Genomic DNA, 21,686 nt, shown 5'->3' on the forward strand with positions numbered 1-21,686 from the left:
GCAGCACCGCCGGGCCCGGTAATCCGGACCGGCCCGTCACCCCCGGCCGTCCTCCCGAGCCCCACTGCATGGCCATACGTCCCTCCCCTCGCCCCCGTCAGCCCGCAATCGATCCGAAGTCCACGTCCGCGCCGAACACGAAGCCCACCACCAGCAGCAGCAGAGTGCCCGGGAGCATGAACGTGGTGATGGTCAGCGTCGCTTTAGGGACCGCGCGCGCCGCCCGCCTCCGGGCGTTCTGCGCGTCGGCCCGCCGCATGTCCGCGGCGATCTGGATGAGCGTCTCGACGATCGGCGCGCCGAGGTCCTCGCCCTGCTGGAGCGCGGTGACGAACATGGCCACCTGCTCGGAGTCGTTGCGCCGGCGCAACTCCTCGAACGCCTGGCGCCGGCTCACACCCATGTCCATCTGCCGCAGGGTGATGCGCAGTTCGTCCGCCCACGGGCCCTCGTACTTCTCCGCGACCCGGTCCAGTGCCTGCCGGAACCCGAGGCCGGCGCTGACGACCACGGCGAGGACGTCGAGAAAGTCCGGGAGGGTGCGCTCGATGGCGGCCTTGCGCTGCTGGACGGCCGCCCAGATGCCGACCTCCACCCACAGGAAACCGAACGCCACGAGCAGCGCGGCCAGGACGGCCTGGCCCCGCAGGATCAGGACGAACGCCCCGAAGAAGCCGAGGAATCCGTAGACGGCCCGGCGGGCGGCGTACCGGTTGAGGGTCAGGCCGCCGGGATTGCCCGCGAGGTCGATACGGCGCCGGACCCTCCCCGCACGCTGCGGGCCCATCATCCGCAGCACCGCGGGTGCGTAGCGCATACCGAGGCGGTCGATGAGCGAACCGACGGCGCCGGTGCGGGTCGCCCCGACTTCGAGCGCGAGGGCGAGGTCGCCGGGGAGCTTGGTGTCGCGGCGGTAGAGCGCGATGCCGTGGGCGACGCCGGCGACGCAGAGGCCGGTGAGCAGAGCGAGCAGCAGTCCCATGTCCGTGCCCTCCTCAGACGTCGATCTTCGACAGGCGGCGGACCAGGAAGAAGCCCACCGCGTAGAGGCCGATGGCCACGATCACGGCAGCCTGCCCCAGGAGCGAGCCGGTCATCCGGTCCAGCGCGCCCGGCATCACGCGGTCGAGCAGCAGCAGCGCGCCGACGCCGAGCGCGGGGACGGCGTACGCGGTCACGGTCACCTGGGAGAGCTGGGTGCGGATCTCCCGCCGGGTCTCCTTGCGCTCCTCCAGGGTCCGCGTGAGATTCCGCAGGGACTCCACGACCGTGCCTCCTGCCCGGTTGGAGAGGACCAGCGTGGTGACGAGGACGACGAGTTCGCGCGAGGGCAGGCGTTCGGCCATCTCGTCGAGGGCCTCGTCGATGGAGTGGCCGAGGGCCAGCCGGTCGCTGACCCGGGCGAGTTCGGATCCCGCAGGGTCGTCCAGCTCCTCGGCGGCCATGCCGAGAGCGGTCCGGAGGGCGAGCCCGGCCTGGGTGGCGTTGGCCAGCACCCGGGAGAGCTCCGGGAGCTGGTTGATGAACTTCTCGATCCGCTGGGAACGCTGCCAGTTGAGGAAGGCGACCGCCCCCCAGAGGCCGATCAGGGCGGCCACGGGGCCGAAGAAGGCGGCGAGGAAGGAGCCCGCGATGAGCCACATCCCGGCCGCTCCGGCGATCGTCCAGACCACGAACTCGCCGGGGGTGAGGTCGAGTCCGGTGGCCGCCAGGCGCAGTTCGAGCCGACGGCCCCACCGCGTGCCCCGCAGCCGGCGGTCCACCCCGGCGAACCGCCGCCGCTGCAGCTCGGGGGGCGGGCCGGCCAAGGAGAGCCGGTCGACCAGGGCCTGGCGCTGTGCCCGGCCGGATGCGTACGCCTGCACTCCCGCCACCGCGAGCGCCCCGCACAGCAGCGTCACGCCGAGCGTCAGCATCGGCAGGGAGCCGTCGAAGGTGTCCATGGACTGCTACTTCGCCTCTCTCGTGGCGAGCTGTTCGTCGGAGTCGGCGACACCGAAGGCCTGCGGCACGGGCTCACTCGCCAGACGGAGCCGTTCCGCGATACGGCGGGGCAGCGGGAAGTACGCGTACTGGCCGTGCACGACGCGGTCCGCGTCCCGGGGCCGGGCGTTGAACCGGCAGACGGTGGCGATCCGGTAGGTCTCGCGGCCGCGCGAGGCGAGGATCACGATCTCGCTGATCCTGCGGGAGCCGTCGGCGTTCCGGGTGAGCTGGACGATGCAGTCCACGGCGCTGTTGATCTGGTCCCGCAGCGCCTCGAAGGGGATCTTGACCTCCGACATGGACGCCAGCGTCTGGAGCCGCATCAGGGCGTCCTCGGCGCTGTTGGCGTGCACGGTGGCCAGCGAACCGTCGTGGCCGGTGGACATCGCCTGGAGCATGTCGAGGGTCTCGCCGCCGCGGACCTCGCCGACGATGATGCGGTCGGGGCGCATGCGCAGCGAGTTGCGCACCAGGTCCCGTACGGTGATCCGGCCCTTGCCCTCGACGTTGGGCGGGCGGGTCTCCAGCCGGATGACATGGTTCTGCTGGAGCTGGAGTTCGGCCGCGTCCTCGACGGTGATGATGCGCTCGCCGTCGGGGATCAGCCCGGAGAGGGCGTTGAGGAGGGTGGTCTTGCCGGAGCCGGTCGCGCCGGACACGATCACGTTGAACCTCGCCCGGACCAGGCCCGACAGCAGCATCAGCATGTGCTCGTCGAGCGTACCGAGCCCGATCAGCTCCTGGAGGGTGTACGAGCGGGGGAAGCGGCGGATGGTGAGCGTCGCGCCGGTCAGGGACAGCGGCGGGATGATGACGTTGACACGCTCACCGCTGGGCAGGCGGGCGTCGACCATCGGATTCGCCTCGTCCACACGGCGGTTGACGGTGGAGACGATGCGCTCGATGGTCTGCATGAGCTGGTCGTGGGAGGCGAACCGTACGGGCACCTGCTCGACGCGGCCGCCGCGCTCGACGTAGACCTGATCGGGCCCGTTGACCATGATCTCGGTGACGGAAGCGTCCTCCAGCAGCGGTTCGAGCACACCGAGGCCGAGTGCCTCGTCGACCACGCGCCGGATGAGCTGGGCGCGTTCGGCGGTGGAGAGGACCGGGCCCTCGCGGCTGATGATGTGGCCGAGGACGCGTTCGAGCCGGGCGCGGCGCTCCGCGGTGGCCAGCGCGGACATCTCGGCGAGGTCGATCTCCTCGAGCAGCTTGGCGCGGTAGACGGCGACGAGATGGCCGTCCTCGCGCATCCCGCCGCTCTCCTCGGGGGCCGTGACGCGGGCCCGCAGACTCATCGCACGCTCCCCGCGCGGTGCCCGAACGCACCGTCGGCCGGGGCGGGGCACGCGCGGCCCGCCGGGGCGTGGCCCGTGCCGCCCGCCGGATGGCTGGTCGTGCTCATGGTGTGCTCTCCTCGTCACGCGGCATGACGGCAGACCGCTCGGCCGTGCCGAAGTTCCCGACGCCCGGGACGATCGACGGGATCTCGACCCGTGCGGTGGCCGTGGCCTCCCCGGCGCCGCCTCCCACGGTGATGTCCGCCCGGTCGGCCATCCAGTCGCTCATCGCCGCACGGCCGGCGCTCGCCCCGTCGGTGTCCGACTCCTCGTAGGACTCGGTACGTGCCGCGGCGCGCGCGGCCGTGCCCGCCTGCGAGACGGCGTACGCGGCGACGCCGAGCTGGATGGTGGCCAGGCCCAGAAGCAGCAGGATCGGCACGAAGCCGATCAACTCCAGTGCCACCTGGCCGCGTTCACGAGGGTGCGGTCCTCCGCGCACGGTGGCCCTCCGGAGGAGTCCCGCGCCGCCGGGGACTCGCACCCGCCGCGCCCTGCCCGGCGCGTGCGGTGGCGTGCCGGGGCCGGGTCGTAACGGTCGCGCCGTCGAGCCCGCAGCCATGGGTCACCCCTCCTCCGCCGCTCCGGCCTCGCCCCAGACGGTGACGGGGAAGTCCACCGCCCCCGGGAAGAGCACCGGAACTTTCAGCCCGACCTCGGCCTTCCACAGGCCGGGCTCCGGGAAACAGTTGATCTCCGGGCCGCTCTCCCGCCAGCCCTGCGGCAGTTCCTTCGTCGCCACGTCCGCGCAAGGGCCGGCACCGCCTGCCGCGGTCGCGGCCCGTGCCGCCTCGTCGGCCGCGTTCCCCGCGAGGGTGTAGGTGTAGCCGAGCAGCACGCACTGCCACACGAGGATCAGCACGAGCGCGATGAGCGGCACCATCCCCAGGAATTCGACGGCGACCTGGCCGCTGTCACCGCCCGCGCCCCGCCGCAGCAGACCGGGCGCCCCGCCGCGGAGCTTGCCCCCCCGTCCGCCCCGCGCGCCCCTCTCACCGCGGCCCGCGCGGTGGCCGCGCTGCCCGTCGGCCTCCGCCCCGCCGAGCAGGCCGAGTTCGCCCGCCAGCGCCCCGACCGCCTGCTTGACCGTGGACCGGCCGTCCAGGTCCTGCATGCGGCCCGAGTTCACCACGGGCTGCAGCTCCTTGAAGTTGGCCGGGACCGCGGCCCGCGCCACCCGGGTGCCGGTGATCTTCTCGATCAGCGAAGGCTGGATCTCGCTGTGCCGGGTGTGCCGGTTGACGACGGTGACGGTCTCCTCCGCCTTGCGGATCTGCAGCCGGTCCCACAGCCGTACGAGCCGCTTGGCCGCCCGTACGGCCACCACGTCCGGGGTGGTGACCATCAGGGGGGCGTCCGCCATCTCGATGGCGGCGGCGTTCGCGCTGTTCATCTGCGAGCCGCAGTCGATGACCACGACCTCGTAGCGGCTCCGCAGGGCGCTGACGATCTGGCGCACGACCCGGTCCGGGACGTCCTCGCCCCGCTCCCCCTCGGCCGGCGCCAGCAGCAGCGCGAGCCCGGTGGGATGGGCGAACAGCGCGTCCTGGAGGACGCGCGGCGAGATGTCGCTGATCCCCGCGAGGTCCGCGATGGAGCGCCGGAACTGCACATCCAGGTACGAGGCCACGTCCCCGGACTGCAGGTCGAGATCGACCAGGGCCGCGGTCCGGCCCGACGCCCGTGCGGCGAGGGCGAGTTGGACGGCGGTGATCGTGGTGCCGACGCCGCCCTTGGCGCCGCTGAGGGTGACCACCGTGCCCCCGGGTCCGCTGAACGGGTCGGCGCCCGCGCCGAGATGACGGCGGACGCCCGCGGACCACTGGGCGGCCCCGTGGACGCGGGCCGCCAGTTCCTCGTACGACAGCGGCAGCGCGATGAGACCGCGCGCTCCGGAGTCCATCACCGCCGAGAACAGCCCGGGGCTGGAGTCGGCGGTCACCAGCACGACGCCGACCGCGGGGAAGCGCAGCGCCACTTCCCTGATGAGTTCGAGGGCGGGCACCGGGCCGATGCGCTCGTGGACCAGGACGACCTCGGGCAGTTCGTCGACGGACTCGGCGGCGAGGCGGGCGAGCATGTCCAGCAGGGTGGTGGAGTCGGCGACCGGAGGGCCGGGCTCGGCGTCCGGGAGCTGGTTCAGCAGGGTGGTGATGGAACGGACGGCGTCCGGCTCACCGGCGGCGGTGAGGATTCTGGTCGTCATCCGTTGCCCCCCTTGTCCCCGTCGAGGGTGTAGCTGCGGTCGGCCGGGGGGACCGAGCCGCCGCCGGGAGCGACCAGGGCCAGGCGTACGTGCGAGGCGAACGACTCGGCGTAGGCGACGCGTTGGGCGTCGAGCGTGCCGAGGCCGAAGGTGATCGGCACGGCCTCGGTCGTACCGCGCCGGCGCTCGTCCTGGTCGGGGTCGAGCGGGGTGAGGCGGCCGACGTCGATGACCTTGGCACCGGTGACGATGACCTTCGACTGGGGCCTGGTGCCTCCGGTCTCGCGGTCGAACGTGGCGTAGATGTTGACCGTGGCGCCGGGGCGGATCTTGCCGGCCACCCCTGTCGCGGCGTCGATCATGATGGCGATCTCCTGCTCGCCCTTCTTCAGCGCCGGGCGGTCCACGACCATGTCGCTCTGCAGCAGGGAACCCTTGCGCAGCGGGGTGACGGCGATCTTGCCGTCGATGCCGCGGAGGTCGGTGACCGCGGTCTCGGGGATCCAGCGTTCGGGTATCTCCACCTTCTTGAACTGGCTCTCGCTCAGCTCCTCGTAGGGCTGCACATCGGCCGCGAGTTCGTACGCCGTCGTCTCCGGCCCCACCTTCGACTCCACGTCGCTGATCACCGAGAGCACCCCGGCGAAGGCGCCGAGCGCGCACAGGACGGACAGCAGGATGAGGATGACGCCGCGGCGCTGGCGTGAATTCATGTGACGGACAACCTCGTTCAGGAACGTATCCGGGTCAGGACGGACAGTAAGCGATGAACGTTACGGCGGTGCGCCGGCCCGGGGGCGGGGGCGAGGGCCGGGCGGGCGGTCAACGCGCGGTGAGCGCGAGCCGGGCCGACGGGGCGGGCGGTGGTGCGACGGGCGCGGAGCAGAACGCGCAGCGGTCGCCGATGAGTTGGAGCCCGCACCAGCGGCACTCGTCCCTGCGGACCGAGGCGACGACCTGGTAGAGCACGGAGAGGTCACCGATCGCGGCGGCGAACTCCACGAGCCGGGACGTGCCCCACCATCGCGCCGACTCCGCGGGCAGGCCCACCTCTCGCACGTCCCGCACCCGCCAGGCGGGGGCGAGTCCGGCCCTGACCCAGTCGGACTGGAGCCGGCCGCGGGCGAGCAGCAGCTCCGTCGCGAACTCGGGCCCCCGCAGGGGCTCTTGGGGGGTACCGCCGACTTTGACGAGCTGCCGCGCCGGATTGAGCAGAACGCCGAACTGACTGCCCGGCACCCAGGACGTGGCGTGGGAGGCGAGGCTGACGGGGATGCGGTCGAGCCGTGACACGGAACCGAGCAGCGCACCCGCGTAGACGTAGTGCGCGAGCAGCCGGGTCGCGGAGGCGAGCACACCGGGGCTGAAGTCGCAGACGGAGAGGCGGCGGAGCTGCAGGGCGAGCACGGCGACGGCGAGAGGCGGCAGCTCCAGACCGAGCAGGGCGATGCGGTCGCTCTCCAGGACGGAGCGGATGGTGTGGAGCCGCTGGTGGGTCTCGCTGTGCGCATCGCTCGCGGGATAGAGCACGATCAGATAGCCGTGCTGCTCCAGGAGCCGGTGGGTCTCCGCGAGCGCGGCCTCCAGGGGCTGGGCCTGCGGTGGCGGGATCACGGCGGCGGGCGGAGTCTGCGGGTCGGGGGACGGAAGCACCAGATCCGGGCTGGTGACTGCGATGGCGATGGGCACGTCGGTTCCCCGTTCCCCTCCGGTCGCCGGTCGCCGGGGCCGGCGGCCGCAGATCGACACTCCGCTGCGCTCCTGCACGAGCACTGTATCCACCAGTTGAGATGGAGTGAACAGTTCGCCGGTATCAGCGGAGTTGATCCCGGGAAGACCGGTATCCAGAGGTCTTGACCTTCCCCTTGTCCTGGACCAAGGGCCCCTGTGCTGCGCAGGCCGGTCCTGAAGAGTGTGACGGGCCGGGAAGAGACGCCCCCGAGAACACCGAACACTCGGAAACGCAGAACCACCGTGAAGCGTTTCGCCGCCATCATGGCCGGCGCCGCACTCGCCGTCGCAGCATTGCATTCGCAGTCCCACAGCACACCCCTGGCCCCACACCGCGGCGTCGTTCCCGGAGCTCGACGACTTGCCCTGCGGCTTCCTCGACCCGTACTGCACCAACTCCGGCGCCCCCACGCACGATGATCCCTTGGACGAATACTGACCCGTCAAAGCCCGTGCGTCGCTGTCTGCCGGCCATGACAAAGCCCCGTTGCTGTCCGTTCAAGGACAGCAACGGGGCTTCGGAGCTGACGCGGGCTCAGCGGCGAGAGGTGCCCCACATGAGGCAATGGCCGTTCGGACCTACCTCCAGACGCATGCTCAGAGCGGGTGGTTCACCCGCTGCACGCCATTCCTCGATCCGTTGCGTGATCTTGTCCCACAGACGCGCTCGCCCTCCCTGCCGGACCATCCATCGTCCGTCGTGCTGGAAGACGCAGGCCCACGTCTCGGCTTCCACATCAATGATGATGTGGTCCGTTCTTCCGTCCCGAGGAAGGGTCAGGCGTTGGGCGCGGGGTGCGACGAACTGGGCGACAAAGCGCGCCGTCCAGTCATCGAGGGCGTCCGCGCCCAGCGATGCGGGCTCTGCCTCCGCCTCGTCGAAGTTGGGCAGGATGCCGAGCGGCGGTGGCGTCTGGGGACGGGCCATCATGAAGGAGACATGTCCCCCGAGGACGGGCCCGCGAGCTGTGCCGTCATCGGCGACGGTGAGACGTACAAGCTCGGAGGCGTGCATCCACCCGCCTACCGTGACCAGGATTTCTCCGCCGGGCCGGGTTTGCTCGATCCACGCAGGCGGGACGGTATGTACGCCGCAGGTGGCAATGACGCGGTCGTACGGACCCTTGTCCGCGTGTCCGACGAGACCGTCCCCGACCACACGCAATGGGTGGCACCCGACGCCGGCCAGAGCCATCCCGGCACGAGCGGAGACTTCCGGGTCCACCTCCACCGTGGTCACGTTGTCCTCACCCACAGTATGGGCCAGCAGGGCGGTGGAGTAGCCGGTCCCGGTGCCGATCTCCAGAACACGCGAGCCGTGCGTGACGCGGAGTTCTTCCAGCATCCGCACGACCAGGCTCGGGAGAGTGGAGGAGGAAGAGGGGGCGCCCGTAATACGGCCTTCGACCTGGTCGGGGAAGATCGCTCCTGCAACCTGGGTCACCAGCGTGTCGTCCTCATAGACCCGAGCCAGCCCGGCACTGGAGTCAGCCGGGAAGACGGGCCGGTACCAGCCGCTGCCGTCGTACTCGAACCAGCCGCGCGCGAGGAACGCCTCGCGGGGCACAGAGGTCACGGCCTCTTCCCACGCCCGGGTTCGCAAGGCACCTGACGCGGTGAGGCGTTGCGCGAGTTCAGCCCGCAAGTGCTCGGCGGATGCCGTGTCAGTCACGTCGTGCCTCTCCGTTCTCCAAAAGGTCTGCCATAGCTGCTGTGATGGGCAGATCCGCCGCCGCTTCCAGCCATGCCCACTGGCCATTGGGGTTGCACTCCAGAAACCACCAGGCGCCCTCAGCAGTCACGGCGAAGTCGAAGGCTCCGAATCCGAGCCCGAAGTCAGCGAGGAACCGGAGGAGTCCGCTTCTGATCTCCTCCGGGCACGCCATGGCCTCATAGCTCAGATTGCGATAATGCGCGCGCCAGTCCACCACCCCGGGAGGGGACTTGATCCGGACACAGAAGACGCGATCGCCCACCACGACAGCCCTTACGTCGGCGGTCTTCGGCACCTGGGCCTGAAAGAGGTGGGCGCAGCGGCTCACAGCATGGTCGAGTTCACCTGGTTCCACAGGAGCGGCCCAGATTCCGGCGGGTTCCCCGCCCACGTCGTAGTCAGCGGCGTGCAACGGTTTGTAGAGGGTGGGCTGTTCAGCGGTGAAGGTCTTCGCCTCGGCTGGATCGCTGGTGATCAGGGTGGCGGGGACCATGAAGCCGAATCGGCGGGCGGTGGCCAGCTGGACAGGCTTGTACTCGGCGCGGGCGATGGACTGGGGGTGGCTGAGGTAGAGACAGCCGGGGAGCGAGGCGAGGACTCCGCCGAGGCCGCGCCGGTTCTCTTGTGCGGCGAACTTCGACGACTGGCTGTCGTCGTCCGGGGCGTAGACGTTGGGGCGCCGGTGATAGAGAGCTCGCACACTGCCGAGATCGACCGTGCGTTGCCCGACGGTCAGGACCCCGCTCCATCCGTCCGGGCCCATGCGTGCCGACAAGACTGCCGGGTCGGGGAAGTCCCTGCCAGGATCGAGCCGAAGGACGGGTACCCGGCGCTGGTTCAGCTCCGTGATGACCAGGTCCGCGGTCGCGTCTTCGACTTGGGTTGAGACCAACACCGGGCGTCCGTCCACGGCTTTCCTCCTAATCCTGCTGGGCGTCGTGGCCGGAGTCAGCGTCTACCTTGCCGTCCTTGCCCACCTGCGTAGCCGGGTACGTGTTGACGGAGGTCCCGTGCTTGCCGAGTTCCGCCGGCGTCATCTGGCCGTCCCCTCCGATCCATCGGCCTGTCTGGGTCTGTTGGTCAATTCCCGCGTACTGCCACGGCGAGGGCTCCCCGTTGCGCAGGGGAGCCATACGGCGGATGCCCCAAGGTGCCGACATCGTCCGAGCGCTGATTCCTTGCAAGGTTCCTCCTAAGACATGTGAACAGAGCACTTGCTGACCCGTTCCGGCCGCCGGGTGTTCACCAATGCACGGGGCAGACGGAACGGGGGGTGAGGGTCCGCCCTGGACAGAACGAGGGATCACTGCCCGCCGGGTGGTCGCGGCCCTCGCCCAAGACGGAACGGTCTAGGGCGGTGAGCGGCGGCCACAGAGAGCCCGATCACCAGACCGCAGGAGACGCTGACTCCGATGATGAACAGAACCCCGGCGTACCGGCCGATGACGCGCATCATGTGCCCCACCGAGACCACTCGTTGCGCTCGGCGAGACGAACGCTCAGCTCCTCGCGGGCCGTCAGGGGGCGAACCTGGCTGGGCACGGCGTCCCATTCCTTGCCACCGCTAACGGGCCGCAGCTGCACATACGGCCCCTCGTAGCCCATCACGATGCCGATGCCGTTCGGCTCCCCGGTGTCCTTGACGATGGTGCCCAGCTGAGGAGTCCGGGCCGCCGGGCCTGTCTCCCGTGTATTGCTCATGAGGCCGCCTTGATCTCCTGGTCTTGTTCGTGGGTTGATCACCTCTGTGGCACTACGCAACCGCACGGATACGCAGAGCGGTACCGTTGCAACTGGTCGGGGACTTGAAAGACTTGAAAGTTCGAGTTCGCGGGGAGTGGCCACCATGCCGAATCGCAAGCCGAACGACGCTCTGCTCCGCCTTGTTGATGAAGCGGACTGGACCTATCGCCAGTTCGCGGCGGCTGTGAACCGGGTAGGCGCTGAGACGGGGGTGCAGCTCCGTTACGACGAGTCCGGGGTGAAGCACTGGCTCGACGGAACCATGCCCCGGAAGAAGGCACGGCCGGCCGTCGTCGAAGCGCTGTCACGAAGGATCGGGCGTCCCGTAACCCAGGAACAAGCGGAGTTCGGCCCCTCACCAGCAGTGGCCGAATTGACGGCAGAAACCCCCGGCGAACCCATGAACACTGTTGAGGGACTCGTCGATACGGGAAGGGCGGATATGGACCCATCGCGCCGCAAAGTGCTGACAAGCGCGCTCTACTCTGCCGCGCTTGCCGTCCCCAGCTATGACGATGTCCTGGGACGATTGGAGCACCAAGCCACGGGCCGGACGCTGAAGATCGGTGCGGGCGAAGTCGCCACCGTACGCACCATGACCGATCGCATCGCCGACATCCTCGACGAGTTGGGTGGAGGGCACGCTCGCCCGATGGCCGCCGCCTTCCTCGTCAACACGGTGGCGCCCTACTTGCATGCGGACGCGTCCGTAGCTGTGAAGAAAGACATGCTGGCCGCCGCTTCGGATCTCGTGTACCTCACGGGGTGGATGGCCATGTACGAGAAGGCTCACGGTCTGGGCCAGCGGTACTACCTTCAGGCTCTCGAACTCGCGGGGGCGGCAGAGGACTACGTGACCTACTGCCGCACTCTTCGGGGCATGGCACTCCAAGCGGCCAACCTCAAGCACGCCAACAAGGCACTGGACCTGGCCGACTCCGCTGCCGAAGCAGCCCCGAATGCGGGACCCCGCTTGCAGGCGTTCCTCCGGGGCCAACAAGCACAGGGCGCCGCCCTCGTGGGGGATCGCGCCCTGGCCTTCAGGCGCCTCGCGGAGACGGAGACCGCTCTTTCGAAAGCCGATAACCGGCGCGAAGCCGTGGGCGGGTACGACCAATCGGCATACCTCTTCCACGTGTCCAGTGTGCTCTACGCCCTGCGCGACGTTCCCGGTTCAGTCGAGGCGATGAAGCAATCGAACCGCGCTCGCCCACCCATGGAACGCCAGGGCAGCGCTCACGCAAACGGCTTGCTCGCTCAGCGACAGCTCGAAATGGGCCACCTGGAAGCGGCCTGCTCGACATGGAGCAGGTTCCTCGACGACTACGCGAGCCTGTCCTCGGAGCGGGCAGACGAGCACTTCAGCATCATGCGGCGCCGTATCCGGCCACACCTGGCGAACCATCACGCGCGTGAATTGAATGCACGATCCCACGAAGTGGCGCGGCAGAAGGCCGCTGCCTAGGGGGCGGCTGTCCGCGCCCTTCGTGTCGTGCCTGCCGCGGCTGTGGGACCGGCTCAGCGGCGATGCAAGGACGAGCAGCGCCGCCGCTTTCGCGGCGGCGCTGCCTGCCCAACTGTCACAGGGCCCTTGAAGTGCCCCGCGTCACCAGGGCAGTTCGCGCACCTGCTGCACGCACAGCGCGATGAACAGCAGCCCGGCCGCCGCCAGCATGCCGTTGCTGAGCAGGCCGTTGCGCCACTGCTTCGGTGTGCGGTCGGAGTTGAGCAGCCAGATCAGCGTCAGCGCCAGGAAGGGCATGAAGAACGCGCCGAGGACGCCGTAGGCGATGACGAGCCCGAAGGGCTGGTCGAGCCAGAGGAGACCGATCGGGGGGAACGTCAGCCACAGCATGTACGCCCGGAAGGGCCAGGACTTCTCACGGCGGCCCTCCGCGACCTCCGCCACGGGGTTCTCGGACTCGCCCTTGCGAGCCCGCTGAACACGCTCGTAGAAGTCGGCGAAGAGCAGGCTGACGCCGTGCCAGACGCCGACGAGCGCGGAGAAGGAGGTCGCGCAGAAGCCGACGAGGAACAGCTTGGCGGTGAACACGCCGAAGCGGTCCTCGAGGACGGTGCCGAGCTCGACCAGGCCCTTGTCGCCGGAGGCGAGCGCGATGTGGGACGAGTGCAGCAGCTCGGCGCCGACGATGAGCATCGCGACGACGAAGACGCCGGTGGTGAGGTAGGCGACGCGGTTGTCGAGCCGCATCATCTTCATCCACGAGGTGTCGGTCCAGCCCTTGGCGTTGATCCAGTAGCCGTACGCGGCCATGGTGATCGTGCCGCCGACACCGCCGATCAGGCCGAGGGTGTAGAAGAACGAACCGTCCGGCAGGACGGGCACCATGCCGGCGAGGGCGGCCGGGAGGTCGGGCGCGACGCGGATGGCGACGTAGACGACGATCAGGAACTTGATACCGATCAGAACGGTCATCAACTTCTCGAACCCGGCATAACGGTTGAACCACACCAGCGTGAGGCCGAGGAGTCCGGCGATCACGGCGAATGCCTTGAGGCCTCCGGGGAAGTCCGGGAAGAGGGCGGCGAGCGGGAGGGCGGTGGAGGACATCGCCGTCGCGCCGTAGACGAATCCCCAGATCACGACGTAGATGCCGAAGTAGACCGAGGTCCAGGCGCCGAGGCTGCGCCAGCCGTCGAACAGCGTGCGCCCGGTGGCCAGATGCCAGCGGCCCGCGGCCTCGGCGAGCGAGATCTTCACGAGGCAGCCGACGACGGCGGCCCACATGAGGGTGTACCCGAACTTGCTGCCCGCGATCAGCGTCGCTACGAGGTCACCGGCGCCGACGCCGGTCGCCGCGACGACGATCCCCGGCCCGATGTACCGCCAACTGGCTTTGCGCGGTTCCCCTACGACCTCACCGGTACCGCGCTCACTGGTCTCCGCCATGGGCTGCCTCCGCTCTCGTCCCCGGGGCCGACCTGCGGAATTGAATCTTCCCGGCACCGCGCCGCACAAGGGGCTGGACCGAGTGGGATCAGGGAGGCGCCGGGCCGCGGCGGGTGGGCCGCGGGCCCCAGGATCCCCGGACGCCCGGGAGCCGTACAGGTGAGCCGTACGCGGTACGCGGTACGCGGTACGCGGTACGCCGCGAGCCGTACGCCGTACGCCACGGGCAGCGCGCCGAGGGCGGGCGGTCAGACGTCCTGCGGGTACCACCGCAGCTCCACCGTGTTGCCGTCCGGGTCGCGGACGTACAGCGACTGCGCGTTGCCCCGGGCGCCGAAGCGTTCGCCCGGGCCGTCCAGGACCGTGAACATGCCGGAGTCGACGACCTGTTCCCAGTCCAGCGGCTCGACGACCAGGCAGATGTGGTCCACGTTGGAGCCCTGCGGGGAGTCCTCGGGCCGCTGGACGACGTCGATGATGGTCGACGGGCTCACCCGGACCGAGGGGAACGGCGCCTTGCCCGCGCGCCACTCCTCGACGCGGACCGGCTCCAGGCCGAGCGGGCCGCAGTAGAAGTCCAGCATGCGCTCGATGTCGGCGACACTGAGGACGAGATGGTCGAAGTCGATCACGCGCATGCTTTCCTCCACAGGGTGCCGGGTCGCGCTCGCAGGCCGTCCGCTCGGGGGCCGTGCCTGCTGTACTGGCCGTGCGGTGGCCCACCGAGCGGTCAGGTGACAGTCTCGGCCACCCCGGGCCGCAGGGGCGGCACCATCAGCTCGCGTCGCGCCGTGATCGCACCAACCCGCCGGACAGCTCCCCGCGCCGCCCGGCCGTCCGCCGCGCGGCAGCCTCGTTGCCGCAGCCTCGTTGCCGCACCCTCCCCCGACCCCCGACCGCCCCTCGCGCACACGGGCAATGACGGGCGCACGTCGTCGGTTCCGCCCCCAGCACCTCTTCCGGAGGTCTGCGCCACGGCCGGTGGCGGGGCCTCGGCCTCCGGGTCCGCCGCATCGGTGCCGGCGTCGAAGAAGAGCAGCCCCGCGCCGCTCCGCGCGAGACGGTCGACGAAGGGCAACGCGCCTTCGGCCGCGGCCACCGGCCTCCCGACCGGTCGCGACGCCATGGCCGAGATCCGGCCTGCGGACCGCCGTACGGGCGCCCATGGGCCCGTCGTGCGATTCCGCGCGAAGCCTTGACAAGGCCATTGGTCTGGACCACGTTGTACCGCAACAACGCAGGGGCCCCCGCGTTCACCACGCACCACTCCCCCAACTCCCCCCACCCCGGAGGCAGTCGTGGCACGCGCACGCACACATCGGTCGTCCTGGAACAGATCCCGGCTCGCGGCAGGACTGGCCGCCGCGGCGATCGCGGCGGGCGGGCTCACCGGGCTCGGGACCGGGCTCGGGCTCGGGACCGCCAACGCGGCCGAGGAACCGGCCGCCGTCCCCCAGCACGCGGTCACCGGCTACTGGCAGAACTTCGACAACGGCGCCACCGTGCAGAAGCTGCGGGACGTCCAGGACGAGTACGACATCATCGCGGTCGCCTTCGCCGACGCCACCGGCACCCCGGGCGCGGTCGACTTCACCCTCGACCCGGCGCTCGGCTACGGCTCCGAGGACGAGTTCAAGGCCGACATCGAGGCGAAGCAGGACGCGGGCAAGTCCGTCATCATCTCCGTCGGCGGCGAGAAGGGCGCTGTCTCGGTGAACGACCCCGCCTCCGCCTCCGCCTTCGCGGACTCCGTCACCGGGCTCATGAGCGAGTACGGCTTCGACGGCGTCGACATCGACCTGGAGAACGGCCTCAACTCCACCTACATGACCCAGGCGCTCAAGGCCGTCCACGCCGAGGCGAACGACGTGGTGGTCACGATGGCCCCGCAGACGATCGACATGCAGTCGACGTCGAACGAGTACTTCAAGACGGCCCTGGCCATCAAGGACTTCCTCACCGTCGTCAACATGCAGTACTACAACAGCGGTTCGATGCTCGGCTGCGACAGCAAGGTCTACTCCCAGGGCTCGGTGGACTTCCTCACCGCTCTGGCCTGCATCCAGCTCGAAGGCGGCCTCGACCCGTCCCAGGTCGGCATCGGCGTCCCCGCCTCCACCCGGGGCGCGGGCAGCGGCTACGTCGAACCCTCCGTCGTCAACGCGGCCCTGGACTGCCTCGCCAAGGGCACGGCCTGCGGCAGCTTCAAGCCCGACAAGACCTACCCGGGCATCCGCGGCGCGATGACCTGGTCCACCAACTGGGACGCGAGCAACGGCAGCGCCTGGTCGAAGGCGGTGGGCCCGCACGTCCACGGCCTCCCGTAGAGCCGCCCGCCGAAGACCCGACTCCCGTAGAACCGGCCCCCGCAGAGCCGTACGCCGCCGCCGGCCTCCCGTATGCCGCCACCGGCCTCCCTCAGGCCGTGCGGCCACCGCATCCGCCTGCTGAGGCCACACATACGCGCCCACGCCCGGCCGCCGCCGTCCCGTACGGCGGCGGCCTCCGCGTGCCAGGCCCCGTACGGGACGGTGCCCGCCCTGTAGCGTCGGCGGACGTGAGCGCTCCATCCCCCGACGAGGGCTCCCCGCTGCGGCGACGTCTCGGGCTCTTCGACGCCGTCGTCATCGGTCTCGGCTCGATGGTCGGAGCCGGGATCTTCGCCGCACTCGCGCCCGCCGCCGCGGCCGCCGGGTCGGGGCTGCTGCCCGCGCTCGCCGTGGCCGCGGTCGTCGCCTACTGCAACGCCACCTCCTCAGCACGGCTCGCGGCCCGCTACCCGGCCTCCGGCGGCACCTACCTCTACGGGCGCGAGCGCCTGGGCGAGGCGTGGGGCCATCTGGCGGGCTGGGCCTTCGTGGTGGGCAAGACGGCCTCGTGTGCGGCGATGGCGCTGACCGTGGGCGCGTACGTGTGGCCTCAGCAGGCGCACGCGGTGGCCGTCGCCGCCGTCGTCGCGCTGACGGCCGTGAACTACGCGGGAGTACGGAAGGCCGCGTGGTTCACCCGGGCGATCGTCGCCTTCGTATCGGCAGTCCTCGCCGCGGTCGTCACGGCCTGCCTGGCCGGAGGCACGGCCCGCGCCGTACGGCTCGAACTCGGCGGGGACGCAACGGCGTCCGGGGTGCTCCAGGCCGCGGGTTTGCTGTTCTTCGCCTTCGCGGGCTACGCCCGCATCGCCACGCTCGGCGAGGAGGTCCGCGACCCGGAGCGCACCGTTCCGCGCGCGATCACCGTCGCGCTGGGCATCGCTCTCGCGGTGTACGCGGCGGTGGCCGCGGCCGTCCTCGCCGTGCTCGGCCCGGAGGGGCTGGCGGACGCCGCGGCGCCGCTCACCGACGCGGTCCGCGCCTCGGGCGTCCCCGAACTGGCCCCCGTCGTACGGGCGGGTGCCGCTGTCGCCGCCCTCGGCTCGTTGCTCGCCCTGATCCTCGGCGTCTCACGCACCACGCTCGCGATGGCCCGCGACCGCAACCTGCCGCACACGCTGGCCGCGGTCCACCCGCGCTTCGGGGTTCCGCACCGCGCCGAGCTCGCCGTGGGCGCCGTCGTCGCGGTGGTCGCGGCGACGGCCGACGTGCGCGGGGCGATCGGCTTCTCCTCGTTCGGCGTGCTGGTCTACTACGCGATCGCCAACGCCTCGGCCTCGACACTGTCCCGGGGGGAGGGCCGCCCGCCGCGGGCCGTACCGGTCGTCGGGCTGGCCGGCTGTGCGCTGCTGGCCTGCACCCTGCCGCTCCCGTCGGTCGTCACGGGAGCGGCGGTGCTGGCGGCCGGTGCCGCGATCCATCTGCTGCGGCGGCGCTTCGGGCACCCGCGGGGGTCGGGCTAGCGGGCGATCCGCCGCCCGGGAGCACCCGGCGCGGCGTCCGCCCTGTGGACCCCGCCGTCGTCCACAGGGCGGTCACGGCGCGCCCGTTCGCCGGGACTCCTACTGGGGCTTGGGCAGTTCGCACCCCGGCAGACCGAGGTCGACCTTGTTGCCGGTGCCGATGCACTTGGTGATGCCGTACGTCTGCTGGGCGTAGTTGATCCCCTCCCGCACGGTCACCTTGCCGTTCTCGTCCACCTCGCAGGGGTTGTTCATCGTGCACTCGCCGCCGCTCTCGTTGCCCGTGTTGTTCACGGCGACGACCTTGCCGCTCGCGCTGTCGACGACCGGTGAGCCGGACGTGCCACCGATGGTGTCGCAGGCGGGGGTGTAGCGGACCGAGTCCTTCCAGGTCCAGTCGGCCTCGCGCAGTTCATGGACGAATCCGTCGATCTCGCAGCTGTAGATCCGCTTCCAGTAACCGGAGACGACGTCGATGGCCTTGCCCTGCTCGGGGTGGTCGGCCGACAGCTCCAGAGCCTTGATCCCGTGCTCGGACTCGATGTCCGCGTAGGTGGTGCCCAGTTCGTAGAGCGATATGTCGGTGTCGGTCATCGTCGCGTACGCGATCTTGGTGGCTTTCAGGGAGGCGATCTCGCCGCCTTCGGCGTTCAGCAGGTCGAAGGTGCGGCTGGACGGCTCGTCGACCACGACGTCGCCTGCGCCCGGCATCCCGCTCTCCAGGCAGTGGCCGTTGGAGAGCACGAGAGCCGGGTCCTGGTCCTGGGAGTCCGGCATACGCACCACGGAGCCCGAGCAGTTGGAGAGCGCGACCGTGCCCGCGAAGTCGGCGGCCCTCGCGTTCTTCGGGTCCTTCGCGAGCTTTGCCGCCGAGGTCGACGGGGCCTGCCGGGCGGTCTGCGCGGGTTCCTCGGTCGCCGTGAGGGCTCCTGCGGGAGCCGTACCGGCGGCCAGGAAGAGCGCGGCGAGCGCACCGACGAGAGGCTTGTTCATGTGGGGGGTTCCTCTCCGTACCGAAGTTCTTTCGGCATTGACATGCGCATTGTGGACGGACCGCGCACAGAGGACAAGCATCCGACGAACTATTGACCTATCCATGCCAGTTCCCGAGCATGGGGCGAACAACCGCACCAGCCAGTCGCCTTGAGCACCCCCCACACTGGAATCCCAGGAGACTCCATGCGACTTCGCATACGCGGCAGAAGGACGACAGCCCTCGCCGCGCTTCTCACCCTTGCCCTCGCCGTGCCCATCACGGCCCAGGCGGAAGACCCCACGCCCTCGCAGGTGGCGGCAGCCACCGATGAGCAGCTCAAGCAGTACGAGATCCATGGCCCGGCCACCGTCGCCGAGCGCACCCGGATCGCCGGCACCGGCGTCAGCATCGACGAGACGCACGACCACACCGTCGTCGTCACCGCCGACCCCGCCCAGGCGAAGAAACTCCGCTCCCTGGGCTACGAGCTGAAGGCCCGCCCCGCGCCCCCGGACCGTTCGCAGGGCCGCGCGGCCGAGCCGTTCGACTTCCCCTCCGACGACTCCGGCTACCACAACTACGCCGAGGCCGCGAAAGAGATCGACGACCGGGTCGCCGCGCACCCGGACATCATGAGCAAGAAGGTCATCGGCAAGTCCCACGAGGGCCGCGACATCGTCGCCGTCAAGATCAGCGACAACGTCGGCGACGACGAGGACGAGCCCGAGGTCCTCTTCACCCACCACCAGCACGCGCGCGAGCATCTGACCGTCGAGATGGCGCTGTACCTGCTGCGCGAGTTCGGCGACGACTACAAGAAGGACGAGCGCATCACCAAGGCGGTCGACGGGCGCGAGATCTGGATCGTCCCGGATCTGAACCCGGACGGCGGCGAGTACGACATCGAGTCCGGCGACTACCGCATGTGGCGCAAGAACCGGCAGCCCAACGAGGGCACGTCCGAGGTCGGCACCGACCTGAACCGCAACTGGGACTACAAGTGGGGCTGCTGCGGCGGCTCTTCGGACGACCCGGGCTCCGAGACCTACCGCGGTGAGTCCGCCGGGTCCGCTCCCGAGGTGAAGGTCGTGTCGGACTTCGTGCAGAGCCGCGTCGTCGGCGGCAAGCAGCAGATCAAGGCCGCGATCGACTTCCACACGTACAGCGAGCTGGTGCTCTGGCCCTACGGCTGGACCGAGGACGACACCGCCGAGGGGCTCACGCAGGACGACCGCGACGCGTTCGCGGCCGTCGGCGAGAGCATGGCGAAGAGCAACGGCTACACCCCGGAGCAGTCCAGCGACCTCTACGTCACGGACGGTTCGATCGACGATTACCTGTGGGGCACCGAGAAGGTCTTCGCCTACACCTTCGAGATGTATCCGTCGGGCGGCGGTGACGGCTTCTACCCGCCGGACGAGGTCATCGAGCGGGAGACGGACCGCAACCGGGACGCGGTGCTGCAACTGCTGGAGAACGCCGACTGCATGTACCGCTCCATCGGCAAGGAGGAGCAGTACTGCAAGAGCTGAGCCGGAAGGGCTGAGCCGGAAGTCCCCGGGACCGCGGTCCCGGGGACTTCCCCATCTCCGGTACGGGCGGGGTACGGGGGTGGCGCCGGCCCGGGGTCAGACGACCAGGCTCAGCGCCCCCGTCACCGCGAAACCGGCCACCGAGAGGACCGTCTCCAGGACCGTCCAGGACTTGAGGGTGTCGCGCTCGGAGATGCCGAAGTACTGCGACACGATCCAGAATCCGCCGTCGTTGACGTGCGAGGCGAAGATGGATCCGGCCGAGATGGCCATGATGACCAGGGCCAGGAACGCCTGCGAGTGATGGCCGCCCTCGACGAGTGGCAGCACGATCCCCGCGGTGGTCACGATGGCGACGGTCGCCGAGCCCTGCGCGACCCGGAGTGCAACGGAGATCAGCCAGGCCAGCACGATGACCGGCAGGCCGACGTCGTGGAAGGTGTCGGAGAGCGCCTGGGCCACACCGCTCCCCTTCAGCACGGCGCCGAAGATGCCGCCTGCGCCGACGACCAGCAGGATGCTGCCGACCGGCTTCAGCGAGGACGTGGACACGCTCTCCAGCGACTTGCGCGACCAGCCGCGGCGGATGCCCAGCAGGTAGTACGCCAGCAGCAGGGCGAGGGTGAGCGCCACGAACGGGTTGCCGAAGAACTCGATGACGCTGCGCACCGTACTGGGGTCCAGGGCGATGGAGGAGAACGTCGCCGCGAGGATCAGCGCCAGCGGGGTGCCGATGATCAGCAGCACCGTGCCCAGCGGGACGGGCGCCTCGCCCCCTCCACGTCCGGCCTTCGCCTGCTCGGCCGCGACGGCCGCCTTGGCCTCCTCCGCGGCCTCGACCATGTCCTGCGGTACGGCGACGAAGAGGCGCTTGCCGATCCACGCGGCGTAGGCCCAGGCGGCGAGAACCGAGGGGATGCCGACGAGGACGCCCATGAGGATCACCCAGCCGAGGTCCACCTGGAGCAGCCCGGCGGCGGCCACGGGCCCTGGGTGCGGGGGCAGGAAGGCATGGGTCATGGACAGCCCCGCGAGTAGCGGCATGCAGTAGAGCAGAATCGATTTTCCACTGCGCTTGGCGGCCGCGTAGACGATCGGGGCGAGCACGAACACACCGACGTCGAAGAAGACCGGGATACCGAAGATCAGGCCGGTGAGCCCCATGGCGAGCGGGGCCCGCTTCTCGCCGAAGAGACCGAGCAGGCGGGAGGACAGGACCTCGGCGCCGCCGGAGACTTCGAGGATCGCGCCGAGCATGGTGCCGAGACCGATGATGATCGCGACATGGCCGAGGATGCCGCCCATACCGCTCTCGATGAGCGAGACGACATCGGATTTCTGGACGGTGCCGAAGAGTTCGGTGACGGAGAGCCCGGCGCCGAGGCCGACGGCTATGGACACGGCGAGCAGGGCGACGAAGGGCTGCAGCCGGATCTTGATGATGAGGACCAGCAGCAGGGCGATACCGAGGGCCGCGACGGTCAGCAGACCGGCGGTGCCGGGTATCAGTGCGAGCAGACCACCGGTGTGGGGTGGTGGTGGCGGGGTGGGTGGTGCGGCGGCGAGCGGCATGGGGGAACTCCGGTCTCTGGCAAGGGGATTCCAGGCAGGGCTGATCGCGGCACGGCGCCCCGTAGGGGACTCGCAGGGGGCGGGACGCCGCGCCGTGGGCAGGGGGTTCGACGAACGGTGAGCGGGCGGACAGGGGTCGG

19 protein-coding genes are annotated in these 21,686 nt (G+C 70.2%); 4 read left to right on the top strand and 15 right to left on the bottom strand.

Annotated features, from left to right (window positions below; all coding sequences use genetic code 11):
• Positions 1-97: 97 nt before the first annotated feature.
• From ACGFNH_RS11510 to ACGFNH_RS11560, 11 genes are all read right to left on the bottom strand, one after another.
• Positions 98-982, bottom strand: coding sequence for a DUF5936 domain-containing protein (locus tag ACGFNH_RS11510; protein ID WP_393652822.1), 885 nt, complete (start codon positions 980-982; stop codon positions 98-100).
• Between the two features lie 13 nt (positions 983-995).
• On the bottom strand, positions 996-1,943 hold the full coding sequence (locus tag ACGFNH_RS11515) for a type II secretion system F family protein (protein WP_393652823.1): 948 nt from the start codon (positions 1,941-1,943) through the stop codon (positions 996-998).
• Positions 1,944-1,949: 6 nt separating this feature from the next.
• Positions 1,950-3,287, bottom strand: coding sequence for a CpaF family protein (locus tag ACGFNH_RS11520; RefSeq protein WP_393652824.1), 1,338 nt, complete (start codon positions 3,285-3,287; stop codon positions 1,950-1,952).
• 103 nt (positions 3,288-3,390) lie between these two features.
• Positions 3,391-3,771, bottom strand: coding sequence for a TadE/TadG family type IV pilus assembly protein (locus ACGFNH_RS11525; RefSeq protein WP_393652825.1), 381 nt, complete (start codon positions 3,769-3,771; stop codon positions 3,391-3,393).
• Between the two features lie 123 nt (positions 3,772-3,894).
• Positions 3,895-5,535 (bottom strand): CpaE family protein, encoded by a 1,641-nt coding sequence (locus tag ACGFNH_RS11530; protein WP_393652826.1) that lies wholly within the window; start codon positions 5,533-5,535, stop codon positions 3,895-3,897.
• Entirely contained in the window at positions 5,532-6,248 is a 717-nt protein-coding gene (gene cpaB / locus ACGFNH_RS11535; protein WP_393652827.1) for a Flp pilus assembly protein CpaB, read from the bottom strand. The genes ACGFNH_RS11530 and cpaB overlap by 4 nt, the downstream gene beginning before the upstream one ends.
• Before the next feature lie 109 nt (positions 6,249-6,357).
• Positions 6,358-7,224 carry a hypothetical protein gene (locus ACGFNH_RS11540; RefSeq protein ID WP_393652828.1) on the bottom strand — a complete coding sequence of 289 codons (867 nt, stop codon included), beginning with the start codon at positions 7,222-7,224 and terminating at the stop codon, positions 6,358-6,360.
• A gap of 577 nt (positions 7,225-7,801) precedes the next feature.
• Entirely contained in the window at positions 7,802-9,025 is a 1,224-nt protein-coding gene (gene tgmC / locus ACGFNH_RS11545; RefSeq protein WP_393652829.1) for an ATP-grasp peptide maturase system methyltransferase, read from the bottom strand.
• Positions 8,931-9,890, bottom strand: coding sequence for an ATP-grasp ribosomal peptide maturase (gene tgmB, locus ACGFNH_RS11550; RefSeq protein ID WP_393652830.1), 960 nt, complete (start codon positions 9,888-9,890; stop codon positions 8,931-8,933). Before tgmB ends, tgmC begins: the two co-directional genes overlap by 95 nt.
• Before the next feature lie 10 nt (positions 9,891-9,900).
• Positions 9,901-10,140, bottom strand: coding sequence for a putative ATP-grasp-modified RiPP (gene tgmA, locus ACGFNH_RS11555; protein WP_393652831.1), 240 nt, complete (start codon positions 10,138-10,140; stop codon positions 9,901-9,903).
• 292 nt (positions 10,141-10,432) lie between these two features.
• A complete protein-coding gene (locus ACGFNH_RS11560; protein WP_393652832.1) occupies positions 10,433-10,681 on the bottom strand; it encodes a hypothetical protein in 249 nt (82 codons plus the stop codon).
• 145 nt (positions 10,682-10,826) lie between these two features.
• Between ACGFNH_RS11560 and ACGFNH_RS11565 the strand changes: the two genes are divergently transcribed.
• On the top strand, positions 10,827-12,188 hold the full coding sequence (locus tag ACGFNH_RS11565) for a hypothetical protein (protein WP_393652833.1): 1,362 nt from the start codon (positions 10,827-10,829) through the stop codon (positions 12,186-12,188).
• Between the two features lie 141 nt (positions 12,189-12,329).
• Here ACGFNH_RS11565 and ACGFNH_RS11570 read toward each other — a convergent pair whose 3' ends face one another.
• Positions 12,330-13,634 carry an Nramp family divalent metal transporter gene (locus ACGFNH_RS11570; RefSeq protein ID WP_393652834.1) on the bottom strand — a complete coding sequence of 435 codons (1,305 nt, stop codon included), beginning with the start codon at positions 13,632-13,634 and terminating at the stop codon, positions 12,330-12,332.
• A gap of 248 nt (positions 13,635-13,882) precedes the next feature.
• Positions 13,883-14,272 (bottom strand): VOC family protein, encoded by a 390-nt coding sequence (locus ACGFNH_RS11575; RefSeq protein ID WP_393652835.1) that lies wholly within the window; start codon positions 14,270-14,272, stop codon positions 13,883-13,885.
• Between the two features lie 660 nt (positions 14,273-14,932).
• On the opposite strand from ACGFNH_RS11575, the gene ACGFNH_RS11580 reads away from it, so the two are divergent.
• Both ACGFNH_RS11580 and ACGFNH_RS11585 read left to right on the top strand, forming a co-directional pair.
• Positions 14,933-15,961 (top strand): chitinase, encoded by a 1,029-nt coding sequence (locus tag ACGFNH_RS11580; RefSeq protein WP_393652836.1) that lies wholly within the window; start codon positions 14,933-14,935, stop codon positions 15,959-15,961.
• Positions 15,962-16,191: 230 nt separating this feature from the next.
• Positions 16,192-17,466 carry an APC family permease gene (locus ACGFNH_RS11585; protein WP_393652837.1) on the top strand — a complete coding sequence of 425 codons (1,275 nt, stop codon included), beginning with the start codon at positions 16,192-16,194 and terminating at the stop codon, positions 17,464-17,466.
• Positions 17,467-17,565: 99 nt separating this feature from the next.
• Here the strand turns inward: ACGFNH_RS11585 and ACGFNH_RS11590 are convergent, their stop codons facing one another.
• Positions 17,566-18,459, bottom strand: a complete 894-nt coding sequence (locus ACGFNH_RS11590; RefSeq protein WP_393652838.1) for a trypsin-like peptidase domain-containing protein — start codon at positions 18,457-18,459, stop codon at positions 17,566-17,568.
• 186 nt (positions 18,460-18,645) lie between these two features.
• On the opposite strand from ACGFNH_RS11590, the gene ACGFNH_RS11595 reads away from it, so the two are divergent.
• The gene (locus ACGFNH_RS11595) at positions 18,646-19,974 is read left to right on the top strand and encodes a M14 family metallopeptidase (RefSeq protein ID WP_393652839.1); all 1,329 of its coding nucleotides are present in this window, start codon (positions 18,646-18,648) and stop codon (positions 19,972-19,974) included.
• Positions 19,975-20,070: 96 nt separating this feature from the next.
• On the opposite strand, the gene ACGFNH_RS11600 is transcribed toward ACGFNH_RS11595, so the two are convergent.
• Positions 20,071-21,546 (bottom strand): GntP family permease, encoded by a 1,476-nt coding sequence (locus tag ACGFNH_RS11600; RefSeq protein WP_393652840.1) that lies wholly within the window; start codon positions 21,544-21,546, stop codon positions 20,071-20,073.
• Positions 21,547-21,686: the final 140 nt, after the last annotated feature.

The organism is Streptomyces sp. NPDC048639, assembly GCF_043199075.1.
GTDB lineage: Bacteria > Actinomycetota > Actinomycetes > Streptomycetales > Streptomycetaceae > Streptomyces.

Bases quoted from the DNA above. Each gene is read 5' to 3' on its own strand.
- ACGFNH_RS11510 (WP_393652822.1), bottom strand. From the start codon at position 982: ATGGGACTGCTGCTCGCTCTGCTCACCGGCCTCTGCGTCGCCGGCGTC.
- ACGFNH_RS11515 (WP_393652823.1), bottom strand. From the start codon at position 1,943: ATGGACACCTTCGACGGCTCCCTGCCGATGCTGACGCTCGGCGTGACG.
- ACGFNH_RS11520 (WP_393652824.1), bottom strand. From the start codon at position 3,287: ATGAGTCTGCGGGCCCGCGTCACGGCCCCCGAGGAGAGCGGCGGGATG.
- ACGFNH_RS11530 (WP_393652826.1), bottom strand. From the start codon at position 5,535: ATGACGACCAGAATCCTCACCGCCGCCGGTGAGCCGGACGCCGTCCGT.
- cpaB (WP_393652827.1), bottom strand. From the start codon at position 6,248: ATGAATTCACGCCAGCGCCGCGGCGTCATCCTCATCCTGCTGTCCGTC.
- tgmC (WP_393652829.1), bottom strand. From the start codon at position 9,025: ATGGCCAGTGGGCATGGCTGGAAGCGGCGGCGGATCTGCCCATCACAG.
- tgmA (WP_393652831.1), bottom strand. From the start codon at position 10,140: ATGTCGGCACCTTGGGGCATCCGCCGTATGGCTCCCCTGCGCAACGGG.
- ACGFNH_RS11560 (WP_393652832.1), bottom strand. From the start codon at position 10,681: ATGAGCAATACACGGGAGACAGGCCCGGCGGCCCGGACTCCTCAGCTG.
- ACGFNH_RS11565 (WP_393652833.1), top strand. From the start codon at position 10,827: ATGCCGAATCGCAAGCCGAACGACGCTCTGCTCCGCCTTGTTGATGAA.
- ACGFNH_RS11570 (WP_393652834.1), bottom strand. From the start codon at position 13,634: ATGGCGGAGACCAGTGAGCGCGGTACCGGTGAGGTCGTAGGGGAACCG.
- ACGFNH_RS11575 (WP_393652835.1), bottom strand. From the start codon at position 14,272: ATGCGCGTGATCGACTTCGACCATCTCGTCCTCAGTGTCGCCGACATC.
- ACGFNH_RS11590 (WP_393652838.1), bottom strand. From the start codon at position 18,459: ATGAACAAGCCTCTCGTCGGTGCGCTCGCCGCGCTCTTCCTGGCCGCC.
- ACGFNH_RS11595 (WP_393652839.1), top strand. From the start codon at position 18,646: ATGCGACTTCGCATACGCGGCAGAAGGACGACAGCCCTCGCCGCGCTT.
- ACGFNH_RS11600 (WP_393652840.1), bottom strand. From the start codon at position 21,546: ATGCCGCTCGCCGCCGCACCACCCACCCCGCCACCACCACCCCACACC.